The 16,346-nt window shown below is 60.5% G+C and carries 19 protein-coding genes; 2 read left to right on the top strand and 17 right to left on the bottom strand.

All coding sequences use genetic code 11. From position 1 onward, the window contains the following. Positions 1-139 precede the first annotated feature (139 nt). The 6 genes from EII30_RS04690 to EII30_RS04715 are packed head-to-tail and all read right to left on the bottom strand — an operon-like array spanning position 140 to position 6,268. A complete protein-coding gene (locus tag EII30_RS04690; RefSeq protein WP_124886170.1) occupies positions 140-919 on the bottom strand; it encodes an L-threonylcarbamoyladenylate synthase in 780 nt (259 codons plus the stop codon). 39 nt (positions 920-958) lie between these two features. Continuing rightward, the gene (locus EII30_RS04695) at positions 959-1,351 is read right to left on the bottom strand and encodes a hypothetical protein (RefSeq protein ID WP_233569283.1); all 393 of its coding nucleotides are present in this window, start codon (positions 1,349-1,351) and stop codon (positions 959-961) included. Between the two features lie 59 nt (positions 1,352-1,410). After that, positions 1,411-2,862: a dihydrolipoamide acetyltransferase family protein gene (locus EII30_RS04700; protein WP_124886171.1), complete on the bottom strand. Its 1,452-nt coding sequence runs from the start codon at positions 2,860-2,862 to the stop codon at positions 1,411-1,413. Positions 2,863-2,914: 52 nt separating this feature from the next. Beyond that, positions 2,915-3,937 carry an alpha-ketoacid dehydrogenase subunit beta gene (locus tag EII30_RS04705; protein ID WP_255409815.1) on the bottom strand — a complete coding sequence of 341 codons (1,023 nt, stop codon included), beginning with the start codon at positions 3,935-3,937 and terminating at the stop codon, positions 2,915-2,917. Beyond that, a complete protein-coding gene (locus EII30_RS04710) occupies positions 3,934-5,181 on the bottom strand; it encodes a thiamine pyrophosphate-dependent enzyme (RefSeq protein ID WP_124886172.1) in 1,248 nt (415 codons plus the stop codon). Before EII30_RS04710 ends, EII30_RS04705 begins: the two co-directional genes overlap by 4 nt. Continuing rightward, entirely contained in the window at positions 5,165-6,268 is a 1,104-nt protein-coding gene (locus EII30_RS04715) for a histidinol-phosphate transaminase (RefSeq protein WP_124886173.1), read from the bottom strand. The genes EII30_RS04710 and EII30_RS04715 overlap by 17 nt, the downstream gene beginning before the upstream one ends. A 116-nt stretch (positions 6,269-6,384) precedes the next feature. Between EII30_RS04715 and purB the strand changes: the two genes are divergently transcribed. Then, the gene (gene purB, locus EII30_RS04720; protein ID WP_124886174.1) at positions 6,385-7,764 is read left to right on the top strand and encodes an adenylosuccinate lyase; all 1,380 of its coding nucleotides are present in this window, start codon (positions 6,385-6,387) and stop codon (positions 7,762-7,764) included. Here the strand turns inward: purB and EII30_RS04725 are convergent. Beyond that, positions 7,761-8,117 (bottom strand): hypothetical protein, encoded by a 357-nt coding sequence (locus tag EII30_RS04725; protein WP_124886175.1) that lies wholly within the window; start codon positions 8,115-8,117, stop codon positions 7,761-7,763. The two genes, purB and EII30_RS04725, sit on opposite strands and share 4 nt — an antisense overlap. A 167-nt stretch (positions 8,118-8,284) precedes the next feature. Between EII30_RS04725 and EII30_RS04730 the strand changes: the two genes are divergently transcribed. Then, on the top strand, positions 8,285-8,464 hold the full coding sequence (locus tag EII30_RS04730; RefSeq protein WP_124886176.1) for a hypothetical protein: 180 nt from the start codon (positions 8,285-8,287) through the stop codon (positions 8,462-8,464). A 115-nt stretch (positions 8,465-8,579) separates the two neighbouring features. Here the strand turns inward: EII30_RS04730 and EII30_RS04735 are convergent, their stop codons facing one another. From EII30_RS04735 to EII30_RS04780, 10 genes are all read right to left on the bottom strand, one after another. After that, positions 8,580-9,233: an ATP-binding cassette domain-containing protein gene (locus tag EII30_RS04735; protein ID WP_124886177.1), complete on the bottom strand. Its 654-nt coding sequence runs from the start codon at positions 9,231-9,233 to the stop codon at positions 8,580-8,582. 129 nt (positions 9,234-9,362) lie between these two features. Then, positions 9,363-9,683 (bottom strand): ABC transporter ATP-binding protein, encoded by a 321-nt coding sequence (locus EII30_RS04740; protein ID WP_124886178.1) that lies wholly within the window; start codon positions 9,681-9,683, stop codon positions 9,363-9,365. Position 9,684: 1 nt separating this feature from the next. Further along, positions 9,685-10,239, bottom strand: coding sequence for a hypothetical protein (locus tag EII30_RS04745; RefSeq protein WP_124886179.1), 555 nt, complete (start codon positions 10,237-10,239; stop codon positions 9,685-9,687). A gap of 98 nt (positions 10,240-10,337) precedes the next feature. After that, a complete protein-coding gene (locus tag EII30_RS04750; RefSeq protein ID WP_124886180.1) occupies positions 10,338-11,468 on the bottom strand; it encodes an ABC transporter permease in 1,131 nt (376 codons plus the stop codon). Continuing rightward, positions 11,465-12,655, bottom strand: coding sequence for an ABC transporter ATP-binding protein (locus EII30_RS08980; RefSeq protein WP_199731571.1), 1,191 nt, complete (start codon positions 12,653-12,655; stop codon positions 11,465-11,467). Before EII30_RS08980 ends, EII30_RS04750 begins: the two co-directional genes overlap by 4 nt. 216 nt (positions 12,656-12,871) lie before the next feature. Next, on the bottom strand, positions 12,872-13,321 hold the full coding sequence (gene rplI, locus EII30_RS04760) for a 50S ribosomal protein L9 (protein WP_124886181.1): 450 nt from the start codon (positions 13,319-13,321) through the stop codon (positions 12,872-12,874). A 12-nt stretch (positions 13,322-13,333) separates the two neighbouring features. After that, on the bottom strand, positions 13,334-13,591 hold the full coding sequence (gene rpsR / locus EII30_RS04765) for a 30S ribosomal protein S18 (protein ID WP_124886182.1): 258 nt from the start codon (positions 13,589-13,591) through the stop codon (positions 13,334-13,336). A gap of 57 nt (positions 13,592-13,648) precedes the next feature. Then, complete coding sequence (ssb, locus tag EII30_RS04770) at positions 13,649-14,212, bottom strand: single-stranded DNA-binding protein (protein ID WP_370266982.1); 564 nt, start codon at positions 14,210-14,212, stop codon at positions 13,649-13,651. Beyond that, positions 14,213-14,572, bottom strand: coding sequence for a 30S ribosomal protein S6 (rpsF, locus tag EII30_RS04775; protein WP_233569284.1), 360 nt, complete (start codon positions 14,570-14,572; stop codon positions 14,213-14,215). A gap of 231 nt (positions 14,573-14,803) precedes the next feature. Next, on the bottom strand, positions 14,804-16,336 hold the full coding sequence (locus tag EII30_RS04780) for a CCA tRNA nucleotidyltransferase (RefSeq protein WP_233569285.1): 1,533 nt from the start codon (positions 16,334-16,336) through the stop codon (positions 14,804-14,806). Positions 16,337-16,346: the final 10 nt, after the last annotated feature.

The raw sequence follows: 16,346 nt of genomic DNA on the forward strand, positions 1-16,346 counted from the left end.
CTATTTGTGTTTTCACTGATTTTTTCAGTGCCTTTAGCGCAAATCTATAATGAGACAACAAGAGGGTCAAGTAAAAACCTGACCCTCTTGCTGTTGAACCGGCGGCGATATTTCGCGGTTTACCAGCTTGGCTGGCGGTTTAGTAGTAGTGTCCGTGACGGAAGTCCCAGCTGTTGAAGCACTCCGACAGGTTCTCCAGAATCTGCGGCAGATAAACACCCTTGCGGATCAGAATCGGTGCCGGTGTGACATCGCGCTCACCGTGCTGCTCAGGCACAAGTTTGCCGTCCTCGTCAACAAACGACACCATAACACCCTGCTCGTAGCGGGTTTCCGGGGTTGCGTCTGGCTGAATAGAGGCAACATAGTCGTTGCCCTCAATAATCAGGTCTACGCCGTTCTCGATCTGCTCGCCGATACCCTCAACAACACCGCGGTTGCCCTTACCTGACGGGTTGGCTGATGACGCAAACGAGAGAGCGCCGCTCTTTGCCCAGCGCTCAGCAACGATCTGCTCACCGGGGGTTCCAAAGCGGATCACGAAACAGCTGGTGCCGCGCACGTCGGTCATCAGCTCCTCAGCGCCCTCCGGAATGTACTTGGCTTTCGCCTCCTCTTTCCACGGCAGAATGCAGCCCATCAGCACGTCCTGATCCCAGTGCAGCTGGTAGAATTTCTCAATCTCTGGAGTCATTTCGGCGAGCTCTTTTAGCTGCTCCATTGACCCGCACAGCACCACGCCAGGCTTGTTGCGCTTCCGGTTTTTCACCTCGAATTTGCGCTCCAGACCGGCAAGATCGGTTGTCATAATAATGTAGCCAACCTTGGTTGGGCTAACGATGATTTTACCGCCCTGGTCTAGCAGTTCAACAGCCTCGGTGGTTAGGTCACCGTTCCAGGTCACACGCTTGGTGCTCACTAAATGTCTCCTTGATTAGTGTTCTGTTAAAAACGACAGCTACTTCTTTTTCTTGCACACCCGCACGATCCGCGCTATAGCGCGGCCGAGTACGCAAACGAACGGGATAGCCACCGACAGCAGCGCGATTGTGTTTGGCTCAAAACGGGTGCGCCCGTCACGCTCCAGGTATGCGCCGATCGGCATAATAATGGTTCCACCGCCGCCGCCCTGGCTCACCCCGTCAGCGTCCGCGTGATCCTTCGAGGTGCTAACGATTTCACCGTCATGATCGGCGGTTACGGTTCCCGATGCGTCACCGCCGCCCCAGCCGCTCCAAACGGCAGCAACCGGCACAAGCTGTGTGTCGCTGAACTGATACGGCTTCGCGTAAGCGGTTTTCACGCCGATCTTCCCCATCACGGTTGAGATTGTTTGCAGTGCCTTGGTCATAGTCTTGCCTCCTTTAGTTAATTTTAGCAAGCGCCGCGGGGAGCTGCCACAAAAGACCACTAGTCGAGCAGCAGCGCCGGCTCCTCAATAACCGATGCAACATCCGCGATAAATCGGGAAATAACATCGCCGTCAACAACGCGGTGGTCGAAGGATCCACCCACCGTGGTCACCATGCGCGGCAGAATCTCACCGTCAACCACCCACGGTTTCGGTTTGATTGTGCCCATAGCCACAATCGCAACCTCGCCAGGGTTTAGGATCGGTGTGCCGGTATCCATCCCGAACACACCAATGTTTGTGATCGTGATGGTGCCGTCAGACATTTCTTCCGGTTTGGTGCGACCCTCGCGCGCGGTCAGGGTGAGCTGCTCGATCGCTTTCGCAAGCTCCAGCATCGACAGGTCCTGTGCGTCCTTCACGTTCGGCACAATCAGCCCACGCGGAGTTGCCGCGGCAATGCCGAGGTTTACGAAGTTGTGCACAATAATCTCTTTTTCGGTGAAGGTTGAGTTAACCATCGGGTTGCGTCGCACAGCCCAAATAATCGCCTTCGCCATCACCAAGAGCGGCGACACCTTCACGCCCGCAAAATCCGGTGATGCCTTCAACCGCTTCACATACTCCATGGTGCGGGTCGCGTCAATCTCGGTGAAAACGCTAACGTGCGGCGCGGTAAACGCGCTCTTCGACATCGCCTTCGCGATCTGCTTGCGAACGCCCTTAACCGGGATCCGCTCCTCGCGCTCACTGGCTGGCTCCGGGGTTTCGATGTTGCGGAAAACACTCGCCTGGCTGGCGTGCCGCACAACGTCGTCACGCAGAATCTCGCCGCCGATGCCCGTGCCGGTCACCGTCTCAAGATCAACGTTTAGGTCTTTCGCGAGTTTGCGGATCGGTGGCTTCGCGAGGATCGGGGTTGCCTCTGCGACCGGGATCACCGCCGAGTGCAAAAGCGGCTCGCCACCGCGACGGCGCCGCGACTTGGCGGGGCTGGCGTTACCGTAACCGACCAGCACAGCGCTATCGCTGCCCGCGCTCTCGGCGACGGGTTGGTTGCTGTCGGTTGCGGGGTTAGCGGCGGTTGCGGGGTTGGCGGCGGGGGCGGATCCACCCACCGCGGGCGCTGCGGCAGCTTGGCTCTCGGCCTGTTCAGCGAGCCCGGCAGACCCGGCGGCGAGCACCTCGGCGGCGGGCACCTCGGCGGCGGGCGCAGCAGTCTCGGCGGCCTGGGGCGCGGCGGCCGGTGCCGGGGTCTCTGGCGCGGCGTCTGCTGCCACAACGCGGAGAATCGGATCCCCCACGGGCACCGTCTGCCCCACCTGCGCGAGCAGTTCAACAACCCTGCCCGTGAACGGGGACGGCAGCTCAACAACCGATTTCGCGGTTTCAATGTCGCAGATCGGCTGGTTCAGCTGCACCTCATCGCCCGGTTTAATCAACCAGGTGACGATCTCGGCCTCGGTTAAACCCTCCCCAACGTCGGGCAGCGCAAAAACCATTTCTGTCATTTTCTAATCCTCCGGCAGCATATTCTTCGTTAGCCTGCTCGCTAAATTACGGCTAGTAGTGCATCGTCCTGTCAATGGCTTCAAGTATTCTATCCGCATCCGGCAAGAACACTCCCTCGAGCGCCGCGGGCGGGAACGGCACATCATAGCCGCTCACCCGCAACACCGGCGCCTGCAGCGAATAGAAGCAGTGCTCAGCAACCGTCGCGGTAATCTCGCTGCCGATGCTGACGTTGCCGCTCGCCTCCTGCGCGACAACAAGCCTGCCGGTTTTGCGAACCGAATCGAGCAGCGGTTCATAGTTGATCGGTGACAGTGAGCGCAGGTCGATAACCTCCAGGCTGGTTCCCTCGGTTTCTGCGATCTGCGCCGCCTGCAGCGCGGTTGTCACCATCGCACCCCAGGCTGCAACGGTTGCGTCAGTACCCTGGCGAGCAATTCTGGCGCTGTGCAGATCTGCGGCGGGGGCAGTAAGATCCACGTCACCCTTTTGCCAGTATTTCGACTTGGGCTCCATAAACACGATCGGGTCGGCAGACTCGATCGCCTGGCGCATCATCCAGTAGGCGTCGTTCGAGTTTGACGGCGCTACAACCCTGAGGCCCGCGGTGTGCGCAAAATACGCCTCTGGGCTTTCCTGGTGGTGTTCAACCGCGCCAATATGGCCGCCGTAGGGGATGCGAATCACAACCGGCACGGTCACCCGACCGTAAAGCCGGGCCCGCAGCTTCGCCAGCTGGCTGACGATCTGGTTGAACGCCGGATACACAAACCCGTCGAACTGGATCTCAACAACGGGCTTGTATCCGCGCATCGCAAGGCCGATGGCGGATCCGACAATCGCTGACTCTGCGAGCGGGGTGTCGAGCACACGAGCGGTTCCAAACTCGTCCTGCAGTGCGTCTGTGACACGGAAAACTCCACCGAGTTTGCCGATGTCTTCGCCTAGCATCAGCACCTTTGGATCCGCTGCCATCGCGTCGCGCAGCGCCTGGTTGATTGCCTTGCCGAGCGGCAGCTGCACGATATTGCTCTGGATGTCTGACACCGCAGTGTTGTTTACCTCGCCGTTCACGCTGCCTCCTCCGTGAATGATGACTCGTAGCGAGCAAGCCACTGCCGCTGCTCCGCGACCCGCGGGTGCGACTCGGCGTAGACGTGCGCAAACATCGAGTCGGGGTGCGGCTTTGGCAGCGCCAAAATATGTTCTCGACAGCGCTGAGCAAACTCTGCCGCGCGCGCATCAGCTTCGATGAAGAACTGCTCGGTGACTCCACTGTCCTGCAGGTACTTCTTAAATCTTTTTAGCGGATCCCGCCGCTCCCACTCAGCCGCCTCCGCGCTATCACGGTAACGCGTGGGGTCGTCGCTGGTTGTGTGAGCGCCCATTCTGTAGGTGAGCGCCTCAATGTAGTGCGGCCCGTGACCGGAGCGCGCCTGATCCATACTGTGTTTTGCAACGGCGTATGCGGCGAGCGGATCATTGCCGTCAATCTGCACCGCCGGCAGTCCGAAGCCGAGCGCCCGCCGATAGAGCGGGGTGCGCGACTGTCTCGCAACCGGTACAGAGATAGCCCACTGGTTATTCTGCACAATAAAAACAACCGGTGCCTGGTAGCTCGCGGCGAAAATCATCGACTCGTTCGCGTCGCCCTGACTGGTTGTGCCGTCACCGTAGAACACCATGGTTGCCTCGCCCGCTGGCGTGCCCGCCGCATCAGCCTCAAGCGAGCTGTCGCCGTTTTCCAGCTTTGCGTCAAGCATCTGGCCGAGCGCGTAACCAACCGCGTGGTGCGTCTGCGCACCCAGCACGAGCGTGTAGTTGTGCACATTGCCGTTTTTTGGATCCGTCGCGTCCCAGCCGCTGTTGGCCAGACCACGGAACACCTTGCCGAGCTCAACCAGGTCAACACCGCGCGCGTGCGCTATCACGTGCTCGCGGTATGACGGGAACATGTGATCCTGCGGTTCAGCGGCGTGCGCAAAACCGACCTGGCAGCCCTCCTGGCCGAGGCTTGGAACCCACAGCGCGAGCTGCCCCTGTCGCTGCAGATTGGTGCACTCGGTGTCAAAGGCTCGGGTCAGCAGCATATCGAGATACCACTGCTGTTTTGTTTCACGTGAAACATCGGCGAGATATCGCTCATACGGCGCCGCGCTGGCGCTCGGGCTCCAGTTGCCCTCGTCGTCCAAGAAGCGGATCGGTTCTGGATCATCACCCGCAAACAGCGCAGCCTTGCTCGCCTCGGGAGCCGGTGCGCTGGCCGCTGTTTTGCTGTCTAAAATGTCGCTGTCTGTTTCTCTACTGCTCGCCGTCATTCTCTCCCCCTAAAATCGCCGCAACAACCCCGCAGACAGCGGGGATGCTCTCGGCCTCTGCAACGGTGATCCGCACCCCGTGCCCCGGGAACGGGCGCACCAGAATACCCTCGGCCGCGCAGCTCTCAGCAAACTGCTGTGCCGTCACCGGCAGCTCAGTCTCTGGAATCCACACAAAATTGCCCTGCGCCTCGGGCACACTGATCCCCAGCCGTTGCAGCTCAGAAACCAACTGGGCGCGGCGACGATTCAGCTCCGCAACCTGCTCCGCGAGCTCCGCCTCCGCCTCGGGGGTTAGCGCGGCGAGCGCTGCGGCCTCGGCAACGAGCGAAACCGACATCGGGATCATCGTCGGGCGGGTCGCCTGCCAAATCTCGGGCCGAGCCAACCCATAGCCGATGCGCAGACCGGCGAGCCCGTACGCCTTCGCGAAGGTGCGCAGAACAACCAGGTTCGGGTAGCGCTGCAGAACCGCCGCGCCATTAACCGCTTCCTCGCGGTCAACAAACTCCGCGTATGCCTCGTCCAGCACCACCAGCGTGTCCGCCGGCACCCGCTCCATAAACTCCGCAAACTGACCCTCGGTTATCACCGGCCCTGTCGGGTTGTTCGGGCTACACAGCAGCACCGCCCGCGTCTCCGGGGTGATCGCGGCCGCCATCGCAGCAAGATCGTGGACCGCGGATCCACCGAGCGGCACCGCAATCGGTTCAGCGCCGCTCGCAATCCCGAGCAGCGGGTAAGCCTCGAAGCTCGGCCACGGGTGAATGTAGTTCTCGCCCGGCCCGGCGCACGCCTGCACTAGCTGGTAGAGGATCGAAACGGATCCGGCGCCGAGGTGCACCCAGTCGGCAGAGACGCCGAATTTCTCGCCGATCCGTGTTCGCAGCTCGGTTAGATCGGCTGCGGCGTAGCGGTTGAAACCGTCACAGCGCCCGACCGCGGCAGCGACCGGAGCAACCGGTGGGAAGGGGTTTTCGTTGCTGGAGAGCTTAAAACCCTGCTTTTTTGGCGCGCGTCCCTGGCGGTATGCCGGGAACGACAAAACGTCGGGTCGCACCCGCACGGGAACACTAGCATTATCCATTCGATCAAGTTTAGTCGTTAAAGCATGAAAAAACAGCATAAACAGCTAAGCAAAAACCGGCGGAAGAAATTAGAATATGTTTAGACAGTACTGCCCGAGCAGAAAGATTTAACGAAATGCCTTCTCTTCCTCCGCAACCGCTCAGCCCGCTCGACGGCCGCTACCGCAAAGCGGTCGGCAATCTCGGTGACTTTTTAAGCGAGGCCGGCCTCAACCGTGCACGAGTGCACGTCGAGGTTGAGTGGATCGCGTTCCTCACCGAGCGCAGCATGTTCGGATCCACCCCGCTCGCCCCGGAGCAGCTTGCGCAGCTGCGCGACTGGGCCGCGACCTTTGGGCAGGAGGAGATCGACCGGCTCGCCGAGATTGAGGCGGTCACCCAGCACGACGTGAAAGCGGTTGAGTACCTGGTGCGTGAGCAGCTCGACAGGCAGGGGCTGAGCAGCATTGCCGAGCTCACCCACATCTGCTGCACCAGCGAGGACATCAACAACCTCTCCTACGCGCTGACGATTAAACAGGCGGTCAGCGAGGTTTGGCAGCCAAAACTTGAGGCGGTTATCGGTGAGCTCGCGGAGCAGGCAAACAGGTATCGTGCGGTGCCGATGATGAGCCGCACCCACGGTCAGCCGGCAACCCCAACAACCCTCGGCAAGGAGCTCGCGGTGTTCGTACACCGTCTGCGCCGCCAGCTGCAGCAGCTTGACGGAATTGAATACCTGGGCAAATTCAGTGGCGCGACAGGCACTTTTGCCGCGCACCTGAGCGCTGACCCGGAGGCTGACTGGCGTGCGCTCGCGTCCGAGTTTGTGACCGGTCTCGGCCTCACCTTCAACCCGCTGACAACCCAGATCGAGTCGCACGACTGGCAGGCTGAGCTGTTTAGCCGGGTTATTCACACCAACCGGATCCTGCACAACCTCGCAACCGACATCTGGAGCTACATCTCAATCGGTTACTTTAGGCAGATCCCGGTTGCCGGCGCCACCGGCTCATCAACTATGCCGCACAAGGTTAACCCGATCCGCTTCGAGAACGCGGAGGCAAACCTGGAGCTGTCAAACGCGGTGCTCGGATCGCTCGCCGAAACCCTCGTCACCAGCCGCTGGCAGCGCGACCTCACCGACTCGTCAGCGCAGCGCAACATCGGTGTCGGATTCGGCCACTCAGCGCTCGCGCTCGACAACCTGCTGCGCGGCCTCGGCCAGATTGATGCCGCTAAGGAGGTGCTCGCAGCCGACCTCGACAGCAACTGGGAAGTGCTCGCAGAGGCCATCCAGACCGTTATCCGCGCGGAAGTAACTGCCGGTCGCAGCGATATTTCGGATCCATACGCAGCCCTTAAGGAGCTCACTCGCGGGCGGCGGATCGGCCAGCAGGAACTGCAAGAGTTCGTTAGCGGCCTAAACATCGGTGACGACGCAAAACAGCGACTGCTGAAGCTCACCCCGGCAACCTACACAGGGGTTGCCGAGGCGCTTGTTGAGCTGATCTAGCTGTTCAGCAGCCGGGCTGGGCGCATCTGCATGACGACGAAGAGGCGCACAGCAACCCAGGCGGCGAGCCAGCCACCCGCGGCTAACCAGGCGACCGGTTCCGGATCGATCCACTGCAGAGCAAACAGCCCGACAATCGCCAGCAGCGCGATCACAAACAGCAGTTTCGCGAGCAGCAGGAGTATCTGGCGCGCCATAATTCGCTGCTGTGACTGGGCAAGCATCTCGTATGCGAAGATCACCCTCGCCTGCAGCAGCTGCTGGTAGTAGCCGGCTGCGACGAATTGCAGGTAGACGAGGAACGCCAGCACAACCAGGATCATCGCGGCGAGCGGGAGCAGTGACTCCAGCACGAGGCGTGACAGGCTGAGACGGGATCCGGTCTGCCAGAACCAGAGGGCGATCTGCGTGGAGACCGAAAATAATCACCGCGCACACCGCGGCGAGCACACTCTCAAGCACTGAGATACCGAAGATTGTACGGCGCAGACCGAACTTGCTGGGGAGCCGCTGCTGTTCATTGCACGCAATCGGCACCGAAACCAGCACCGCGAGCACAATCACCGCCGCGAGCAGCAGCGTCTGCGGCAGATTCTCCGCTGTGCTGAGCAGCAGATTCACAACAATACCGGCGCCGAGCAATATGAGCCCGAGCGAGCTCTCTCGGATCGCCCACCCGATCCGCTGCACCCAGGTGTAGCCGAGAGCCCGCAGCAGGTTTTGAGTCCTAAGGCGGCTCGGCCGCAGCAGCAGCGCAACAACCAGGAGAGCGATCGTGAGGGATCTCAGCTGCCCCGGTTTAACACTACTTGTGCTCACAATTTCACCACTCTGTCAGCTATCTGCAGCAACACGTCATCGTGTGTGCCCAAAACAATGGCGACACCCCGCTCTTTCGCCTCTTGTAAGAGCTTTGAAACGGCTTTGGCCGCGACAATATCCAGCGCCGAAGTGGGCTCGTCGAGGATCAAAACGTCCGGGTGTTTAGCCATCGCGCGAGCCACCTGCACCCGCTGCCGTTCACCTCCCGACATTAGCTTCACCGGCTTACGCAGGTAATCCCCCAGCCCAAGCGCGGCCAGATACTGCTTAGCGTGCTCCTCGCTAGCGCCGCCCAGCATAACGTTCTGCAGCGCGGTTAGACTGTCTAGCACCTGCACCTCCTGCGAGCAAACGCCAAACTTTTCTCGACGCAGTGTTTGCCTGCGCTTTTCAGACAGCTCCGCGATGTTTTCGTCGTACCAAAACACCTGACCCGCGGATGGTTTCTGAAAGCCGTAACAGATGTTGAGCAGCGAGGACTTACCCGATCCGCTGCGTCCCGAGAGCACCACAATCTCACCACCGCCAATCGCGAGGTCAAGATCGCTAACGATCTGCTGCTCTCGATCATTCTGCTTGTAGGTGATGCTAATGTCCGTCAGCTTAATCGACGCGGATGCCTGCGGATGCTGCCCGTTGACCGCCATAACAATCTCCTTTGACGCTACCTGATAAGGCACTGCCTAAAATTGTTACAGACTCTACTCGGTTTCTAGCGGATCCGCAATCTCACCGCCTAAGCAAACAGGCGGGCGCTTGCTAGCTGTGGGCGCTTGCTAGCTGTGGGCGCCGTCGTTATCGCGGCGGTGCAGCTCGTCGAGCTCCTTACGGGCGGCGATGTCTTCGGGGTTTGGTTTGAAGCTGAGTCCGAGCAGCGCGATCACCAACAGCGCGATAATAAAGGCGACACCGCCAGCGATTGCGGCGCGGTAGAGCCAGTCGTCGGTGACATAGCCGACGACGGCGAACGCGAAGCCCGCTAAAACAGCTGACAGTAAGAGCATTTCAAGCGGCCGCAGCTTGTCGCGCTTGCTTGGGTTGTGCGCGTAGGCCTGCTCTAATTTAGACTGCTCTGAATTGCTTGAATCGCTGCTCATCTTAACCGGCGGTCTCCTGAGTTTGGACTTTGCTATCAAAGACTGGAATCAACCCAAAAACACCCGCTAGCACAGCGTGGGTGCCGTAGAGACCCGTCACCATCACCGGATCGTTAACGGCGAATAGCGAGGCGACCGCCAGCAGCCCGCTAAACCCGGCAAGCAGCCGCGCATCACGGCGCTGCGGCATTGATTTTGTGAGCAACAGGAACACAGCGTTGCACAGAGCCCAGCCCGCGATAATCAACGCGAGCGAGGCAGCGGAGGGTGCGATTAGGAGCGCAGCAACCAGCGCCAGCGGATGGGCGGGGTTAAACGCCCGCGGCACCGTGCCGCGCAGTTTTGGCACAAAAACGGTTAGCTGACTGATGGTCAGCGCGGCGCAGCCGACAACAAACAGCAACCTGTCAAAGCTCACACTCTCGTGATAGACAGCACTGAAACAGACGGCGAGACCGATTAACAGGTGAGACACTCCGACCAAGAAAATAGGCACACTGCGGCGCAGTTGCGCAGGCACGCTAACCGCTGAGTGATTCTTAGCCAATTTTGTCATACCGTGCCAAGTCTACCGCTTGTTTCGCGTCTGTGCAGAATAGGCACACCTAATCTGCCGCGACTAGCTCTCGAAAACCCGCTTACAGGGCGGGTGGATCACGCCACGCGAGTGCCCGGAGGCAGCTTCACCGCCGGGGTTCTCGTCCGCCGGTACGCCAACCAGACCAGGCCCGCAGCGAAGACTGTCTGGCCGCCTAACCCGATCCACCAGCTTGGGATGCCCTTTTGGTAGGTCTCGAGCGCGGTCTCGCTCGGTTCAGAATCGAGATCGTCGACGCGGCAGCTGTCCTCAATACTTAGCGTTTCAGGTTCCTGCTGCAGGAAGCGCTGACCGCTCGCGGTGAGCGCAAACAGTGACTCGGGGTTGCCAAACTTGTCGAACTCCGCTGGCACACCGTCTGCGAGGATCGAGAACGGGTTCATGGTTAAGAAGACCCAGCTCCTGTCGGTGCGGTAGTTCTCGTAGGTGCTTACGTCCCACGGTGTGCAGTATTCTGCCTCTTCCTCTGCGGTGTCGATTGTGAGCAGCTCACCGTCCCGGTTCGTGAGCTGACCGCTGTCGTTGAACTCAACCTTGGTCAGGTCAAGGTCCCGCCACTTGTAGGTTACCTCGACGCGGTCGCTGAGGGTTGTCAGGCCGAAGAAGATGACCGAGCCGATGCACAAAAGCGCCACGATCAGGTAGGTTGCAACAACCGAGATGAGTGATTTCGCGATCAGACCGGAGATTGCGACGCCGATAGCGGAGACGATCACAACCTCGATAACCAGCAGCAGCAGCGAGATAATCACAACAAACGGATTCAACCCGGTGGCGATTGCGACCGTCAGTAGGATCGGCAGCATCATCGCGATAAAGCAGATGCCCGTGATTGCCGCGGCGAGGATCTTGCCGAAGATAATCTCGGAGGTTGAGGCGGCCGTCAACTGCACGGACGCGAGCGTCGCGTTTTCGCGGTCACCGTTGATGGCGTTGCCGCTGAAAGCGGGCGCAACACAGAGCGCCAGGAACAGCGCCTCATAGAGCACGAAGCTGTAGAAGAAACCACCCTCTCCTGCCTCCGGATCCGCTGCCCTCGCCTCGGCGGAGATCAGACCAAACCCGAACCACGCGATCACGCCGGTGATGAGCATCATCAGGAAAACGATCGCCATGAGAACGATCCACGCCACCGACCGCATCCGCTGACGCAGTTCGATTGACGCGATAACATACGCCCGTCTCATCGCACACCTCCGTTACCAAGCTGCAAAAATGCCCGTTCCAGCCTTGATGACGTGGGCGTGAACTCGATTGTGCGGATCCCCGCCGCCAGCAGCTGCTCCAAAACCGCTGCGGCGCTTAGTTCGTCGGGGCAGTCCACCAAGAAACCGCCTCGCTCAGCGCGCACCCGGTAGGGCTTAACGGCGTTTGCTACCTCCTCCAGGGAGTGCGGCTGCAGCGTCATAATCCGCCAGCTGATCGCCTTCTCTGCCGGGTTTTGGGTGAGCGGATCCGCATAAATCACCGCCCGCTCAGCTCCCCCGCCGCCATCAGGCGCTGCTACGGCTGCGCTGGCGCCGCTGCCAGGGGCGGGCGCCTGAACTGCTGAGGCGCCCGGGGCTGGGCTGTCGCCGGGACCACCGGATACACCAGCGCCGGCAAAACCAGCGCCAGCGCCCACATCGGCGACAGCCCCCGCAGCTGGTGCGGTGCCCACGAGACTTGTTATGCTGGCGTTCTCGCGCAGCTGCGGCGCCGAGCCAGGGCTGCCGAGCAGCGCGGTCGGATCCACCAGGGTTTCACCCTCAAACATAAACACGGCGTTGTCAACCAGCTCGTCAAGCTCCGCGAGAATGTGACTAGAAACCAGGATCGCCTTGCCCTGCTTTGCAAAGCCCCGCAGCAGGTCGCGCAGGTGGATTCGCGCCGCCGGATCGAGGCCGGCAGCGGGTTCGTCAAGCAGCAGCAGCTGCGGGTCGTGCACGAGCGCACGAGCCAGGCCGAGCCGCTGCTTCTGGCCACGAGAAAGCACCCTGGCCGGTCGTTTTTCAAGCGCCTGCAGGTCGAGCATCGCGATCAGCTCGGTTGCTCGCGCCTCCGCGTTGACGCGGCTAAAGTCGTGCAGCAGCGCGGAGTAGACGAGGGTTTCGCGCACGGTGAGGCTCGCCCAGGTGCCGAGCACATCAGGCATCCAGCCAATATGCTGGCGCGCCTTGAACGGATCCGCAGCAACATCTATGCCGTTGATTTTAACCTGGCCGCTGTCGGGTGCGATCAGGGTTGCGAGCATCAACAGCAGCGTTGTTTTACCGGAACCGTTCGGCCCGATTAGCCCGGTCACGCTACCGGCGGCGACGCTCAGGCTGGCGTTCCGCACCGCGGGCACCTTGCCATAGTGCCGGCTGAGATTAGTAGCCTCTACAACTGTCATAGCTACTAATCTACGAGATTAAGCTGGGGTGTGCAGCCGTAAACGCGCTAATTCATACCCGAGTACTAGAGAATCTGGGCAGCACGGCACCGGGGTGTGTGAGCAGGGCGCGACCGCGCGGGCGGCGCGCCACCAACGGCAGCGGGGCCGGATCCACCCGGGAAACAAAAAACTCCCGAGCCAAACAGCTTAGCTCGGGAGTTTTGTTGGTTTTGTTTAGCGCGCGGAGATAACCTGCAGGGTTACCTCAGCATCAACGCCCTCGTGCAGGTGCACGATAACCGGGTAGTCACCGGTGCTTTTAATGGTTGGAACGGTGATTTTGCGCTTGTCAATCTCGCCGATTCCAGCCTCTGCAACAGCGTCAGCCACGTTTGCTGGGCGAACTGAACCGAACAGGCGTCCGCCGGTGCCGGTTTTCACCTGCAGGCGGATCTTGTTCTCTTCCAGTTTCGCTTTGAGTGCTTTAGCGTCCTCAACAGAGGCGATTGCGCGAGCCTCGCGTGCCTTACGGATCTGCTCAACCTGAGCCTCGCCACCGCGAGTCCAAGCTACCGCGTACCCCTGTGGCACAAGGTAGTTACGTGCGTAACCGTTTTTTACCTCAACAACGTCGCCTGCTGAGCCGAGACCCTGCACCTCGTGAGTCAGAATGATTTTAGCCATGATGATGTCTCCTTAGCGGCCTGAGCCTGAGTAAGGGAGCAGAGCCATCTCGCGGGCGTTCTTAACTGCCTTCGCGATTAGACGCTGTTCGTGCACTGAAACACCGGTGATACGGCGTGAGCGGATCTTGCCGCGCTCTGAAATGAACTTCCGCAGTGTCGCAACATCTTTATAGTCGATAACACCAACGGTCTGCTTTTTAGCCGGTGCGAGTGGCTTTACAGCCTTGCCACGGCCCTTGCGGCCTGCGCCGCCTGCTTTGCCTGCCATGTTTTTAATCTCTTTTCTTAAGTGTTTAGGTTTAGCGTCTGCGTTAACCGTTAACGGTTAGAACGCAGCGTCATCGAATGAGCCGCCGTTGCCGGTTGGATTGTTTTGCGCCGGAGCACCCCAGGCTGACTCAGCAGCCGGTTGCGATGGCGCAGCCCACGCCGACTCAGCGGCCGGCTGTGAAGGGGCGGCGGGTTGACCCCAAGCTGGCTGACCCTGCGGCGCTCCGCCACCGAATCCACCAACCTCACCGCGGCTAGCGGTTCTGGTCACCTGCGCGGTAGCGAACCTAAGGCTCGGGCCGATCTCATCAACCTCAAGCTCCAGGGAGGTGCGCTGCTGCCCCTGATTATCTGTGTAACTGCGCTGTGACAGTTTGCCCTGCACAACAACGCGGGTGCCCTTGGTGAGCGAGTTCGCAATGTTTTCTGCGTACTGCCCGTATGCGCGGCAACCCAGCCAGAGAGTTTCGCCATCAACCCACTCGTTTGACTGACGGTCACGGACTCGCGGAGTTGACGCGATCCGGAATGTCACCCAAGAGTTTCCACTCTGTGACATCCGCAGCTCTGGATCAGAGACCAGATTTCCAACAACTGTGATCTGTGGCTCATTCATGATTTAAGCGCCCGCGTCTGCTTTACGAGCTGCTTTCGCCTGCTCGTGACGTGCCTTAGCGGCCTTCTGGGCGATCAGCTCGTCAGCGCGCAGAACCTTGGTGCGCATAACTGACTCAGAAAGGTTGAGCTGACGATCAAGCTCGGCAACTGCTGCCGGGGTACCGTTGAAGTTCACAACAACGTAGATACCCTCGCTCTGCTTGTTGATCTCGTATGCCAGGCGGCGCTTGCCCCAAACATCTACGTTCTCAATCTCACCACCGTCAGCGGTCACAACAGCGAGGAACTTCTCGATGTTGGGCTGTACGGTGCGCTCATCAGTGCGGGGATCGAGGATCACCATTAGTTCATATGGATGCACTATTGACCCACCTCCTTCGGACTCTACGGCCACGGGATTTCCGTGACAGGAGGGCAAATGTGCCGTTATCTAAAGAGAAATAATAGACAACCTAACAAATCTATCATTTTTTTGCGGATCACACCACCGCCGATCTCGCAGGGAGCTGCTCGGGGCTGGTCACCGGCCGCGGCAAACGGGGGCGAACCCCCCGGGCGCCGGCGCGGCCCTGGCGCTTCGGTGGCGGATCCGCTAGTTGCGGTAGCTGCGGCGCGTCAACCGCTCCTGATCCTGTGTCGCCCACCACGCAAGCAGTTTCTCGGCGGCGGCATCTTCACCGAGCGGCCCCTCGTCAAGCCGCAGCTCCAGCAGGAACTTGTATGCAGCACCAACCGCCGGCCCCGCCTGCACCCCGAGCAGCTCCATAATCTGTTGGCCGTTCAGGTCAGGTCGCACGGCGGCGAGCTCCTCTGCGGCAGTAAGCTCTGCGATCCGCTGCTCTAGCTCGTCGTAGGCGCGTGCCAGCCTGGTTGCCTTGCGCTGATTCTGGGTTGTCACGTCCGCCCGCGTCAGAATGTGCAGGTTGTCGAGCACCTCGCCGCCGTCACGAACGTAGCGCCTAACCGCCGAGTCGGTCCACTCACTGTCGGAGTAGCCGAAGAACCGCAGGTGCAGCTCGATCAGCCGCGCCACCTGCTTTATCGTTTCGTTGTCGAACCGCAGCTGCCGCAGCCGTTTCTTCGCGAGCTTCGCACCCACCACATCGTGATGGTAGAAGGTGACACTCCCCCGTTCAAAGCGGCGTGTCGCGGGTTTGCCGATGTCGTGCAGCAGCGCTGCCAACCGCAGCACCGTATCAGGCGGGGTGTCACTACCGCGGCGGCGTTTTTCAAGCTCAATCGCCTGCTTAAGAACGGTCAGACTGTGCTCGTAAACATCCTTGTGCCGCTTGTGTACGTCCTGCGCCTCGCGCAGCAGCGGCAGCTCCGGCAAGAACTCGTCGGCGAGAGTGGTCTCAACCAAAAGCCGCAGTCCCGGCACCGGGTCATCACAGTTGATGAGCTTCACCAGTTCGTCGCGGATCCGCTCAGCACTAACAATCTCAAGTCGCTGTGCCAGCTGCTCCATCGCCTCTCGCACCCGCGGCACAACCGTAAAGCCGAGCTGCGAAGCAAACCTGGCGGCGCGCAGCATCCGCAGCGGATCGTCACTAAACGACTGCTCCGGCAGGCGCGGGGTGTTAAGGCGACCGGCGAGCAGATCCTCAACGCCGCCGGCAACGTCGACGAGCCGCATCTCGGGCAGCTTAAGCGCGATCGCGTTAACCGTGAAATCACGACGCACCAGGTCATCGTTGATACTGTCGCCGAAGGTCACCTCGGGTTTGCGCGAATCGTCCCGATAAATCTCTGACCGGTAGGTTGTCACCTCAATCGTGTGGCCGTCAACCTTCGCCGCGAGGGTTCCAAAGGTGCTGCCAAGATCCCACACCTTTGAGGCGACCGTCTCTAAAATCTCGCGCGTCTGATCCGGTCTCGCGCTGGTCGTAAAGTCGAGATCAACCTCGCCGCTCAGCACATCCCGGCCGAGCAGCACATCCCGGACGGGCCCGCCAACCAGCGCAAACTCTTGCCCGGCGGCGGCGAATGCGGCGGCGAGCTGCTTCACCGGGGAAGCTGACGCGATCCGCTGCAGCTCAGCGAGTGACTGGGCGAGCGGTCGAATCTGCTGCCGCGGTGCTGCGGGGGAACCACTGTTGGGACGCTCTTGGGCATTTGGACGCATGACTAATAGG

Source organism: Leucobacter sp. OH1287 (assembly GCF_003859945.1).
GTDB lineage: Bacteria > Actinomycetota > Actinomycetes > Actinomycetales > Microbacteriaceae > Canibacter.

Bases quoted from the DNA above. Each gene is read 5' to 3' on its own strand.
- rpsR (WP_124886182.1), bottom strand. From the start codon at position 13,591: ATGGCAGGCAAAGCAGGCGGCGCAGGCCGCAAGGGCCGTGGCAAGGCT.
- EII30_RS04750 (WP_124886180.1), bottom strand. From the start codon at position 11,468: ATGAGACGGGCGTATGTTATCGCGTCAATCGAACTGCGTCAGCGGATG.
- rplI (WP_124886181.1), bottom strand. From the start codon at position 13,321: ATGGCTAAAATCATTCTGACTCACGAGGTGCAGGGTCTCGGCTCAGCA.
- EII30_RS08980 (WP_199731571.1), bottom strand. From the start codon at position 12,655: ATGACAGTTGTAGAGGCTACTAATCTCAGCCGGCACTATGGCAAGGTG.
- EII30_RS04710 (WP_124886172.1), bottom strand. From the start codon at position 5,181: ATGACGGCGAGCAGTAGAGAAACAGACAGCGACATTTTAGACAGCAAA.
- EII30_RS04735 (WP_124886177.1), bottom strand. From the start codon at position 9,233: ATGGCGGTCAACGGGCAGCATCCGCAGGCATCCGCGTCGATTAAGCTG.
- EII30_RS04745 (WP_124886179.1), bottom strand. From the start codon at position 10,239: ATGACAAAATTGGCTAAGAATCACTCAGCGGTTAGCGTGCCTGCGCAA.
- EII30_RS04695 (WP_233569283.1), bottom strand. From the start codon at position 1,351: ATGACCAAGGCACTGCAAACAATCTCAACCGTGATGGGGAAGATCGGC.
- purB (WP_124886174.1), top strand. From the start codon at position 6,385: ATGCCTTCTCTTCCTCCGCAACCGCTCAGCCCGCTCGACGGCCGCTAC.
- EII30_RS04700 (WP_124886171.1), bottom strand. From the start codon at position 2,862: ATGACAGAAATGGTTTTTGCGCTGCCCGACGTTGGGGAGGGTTTAACC.
- EII30_RS04780 (WP_233569285.1), bottom strand. From the start codon at position 16,336: ATGCGTCCAAATGCCCAAGAGCGTCCCAACAGTGGTTCCCCCGCAGCA.
- EII30_RS04715 (WP_124886173.1), bottom strand. From the start codon at position 6,268: ATGGATAATGCTAGTGTTCCCGTGCGGGTGCGACCCGACGTTTTGTCG.
- EII30_RS04740 (WP_124886178.1), bottom strand. From the start codon at position 9,683: ATGAGCAGCGATTCAAGCAATTCAGAGCAGTCTAAATTAGAGCAGGCC.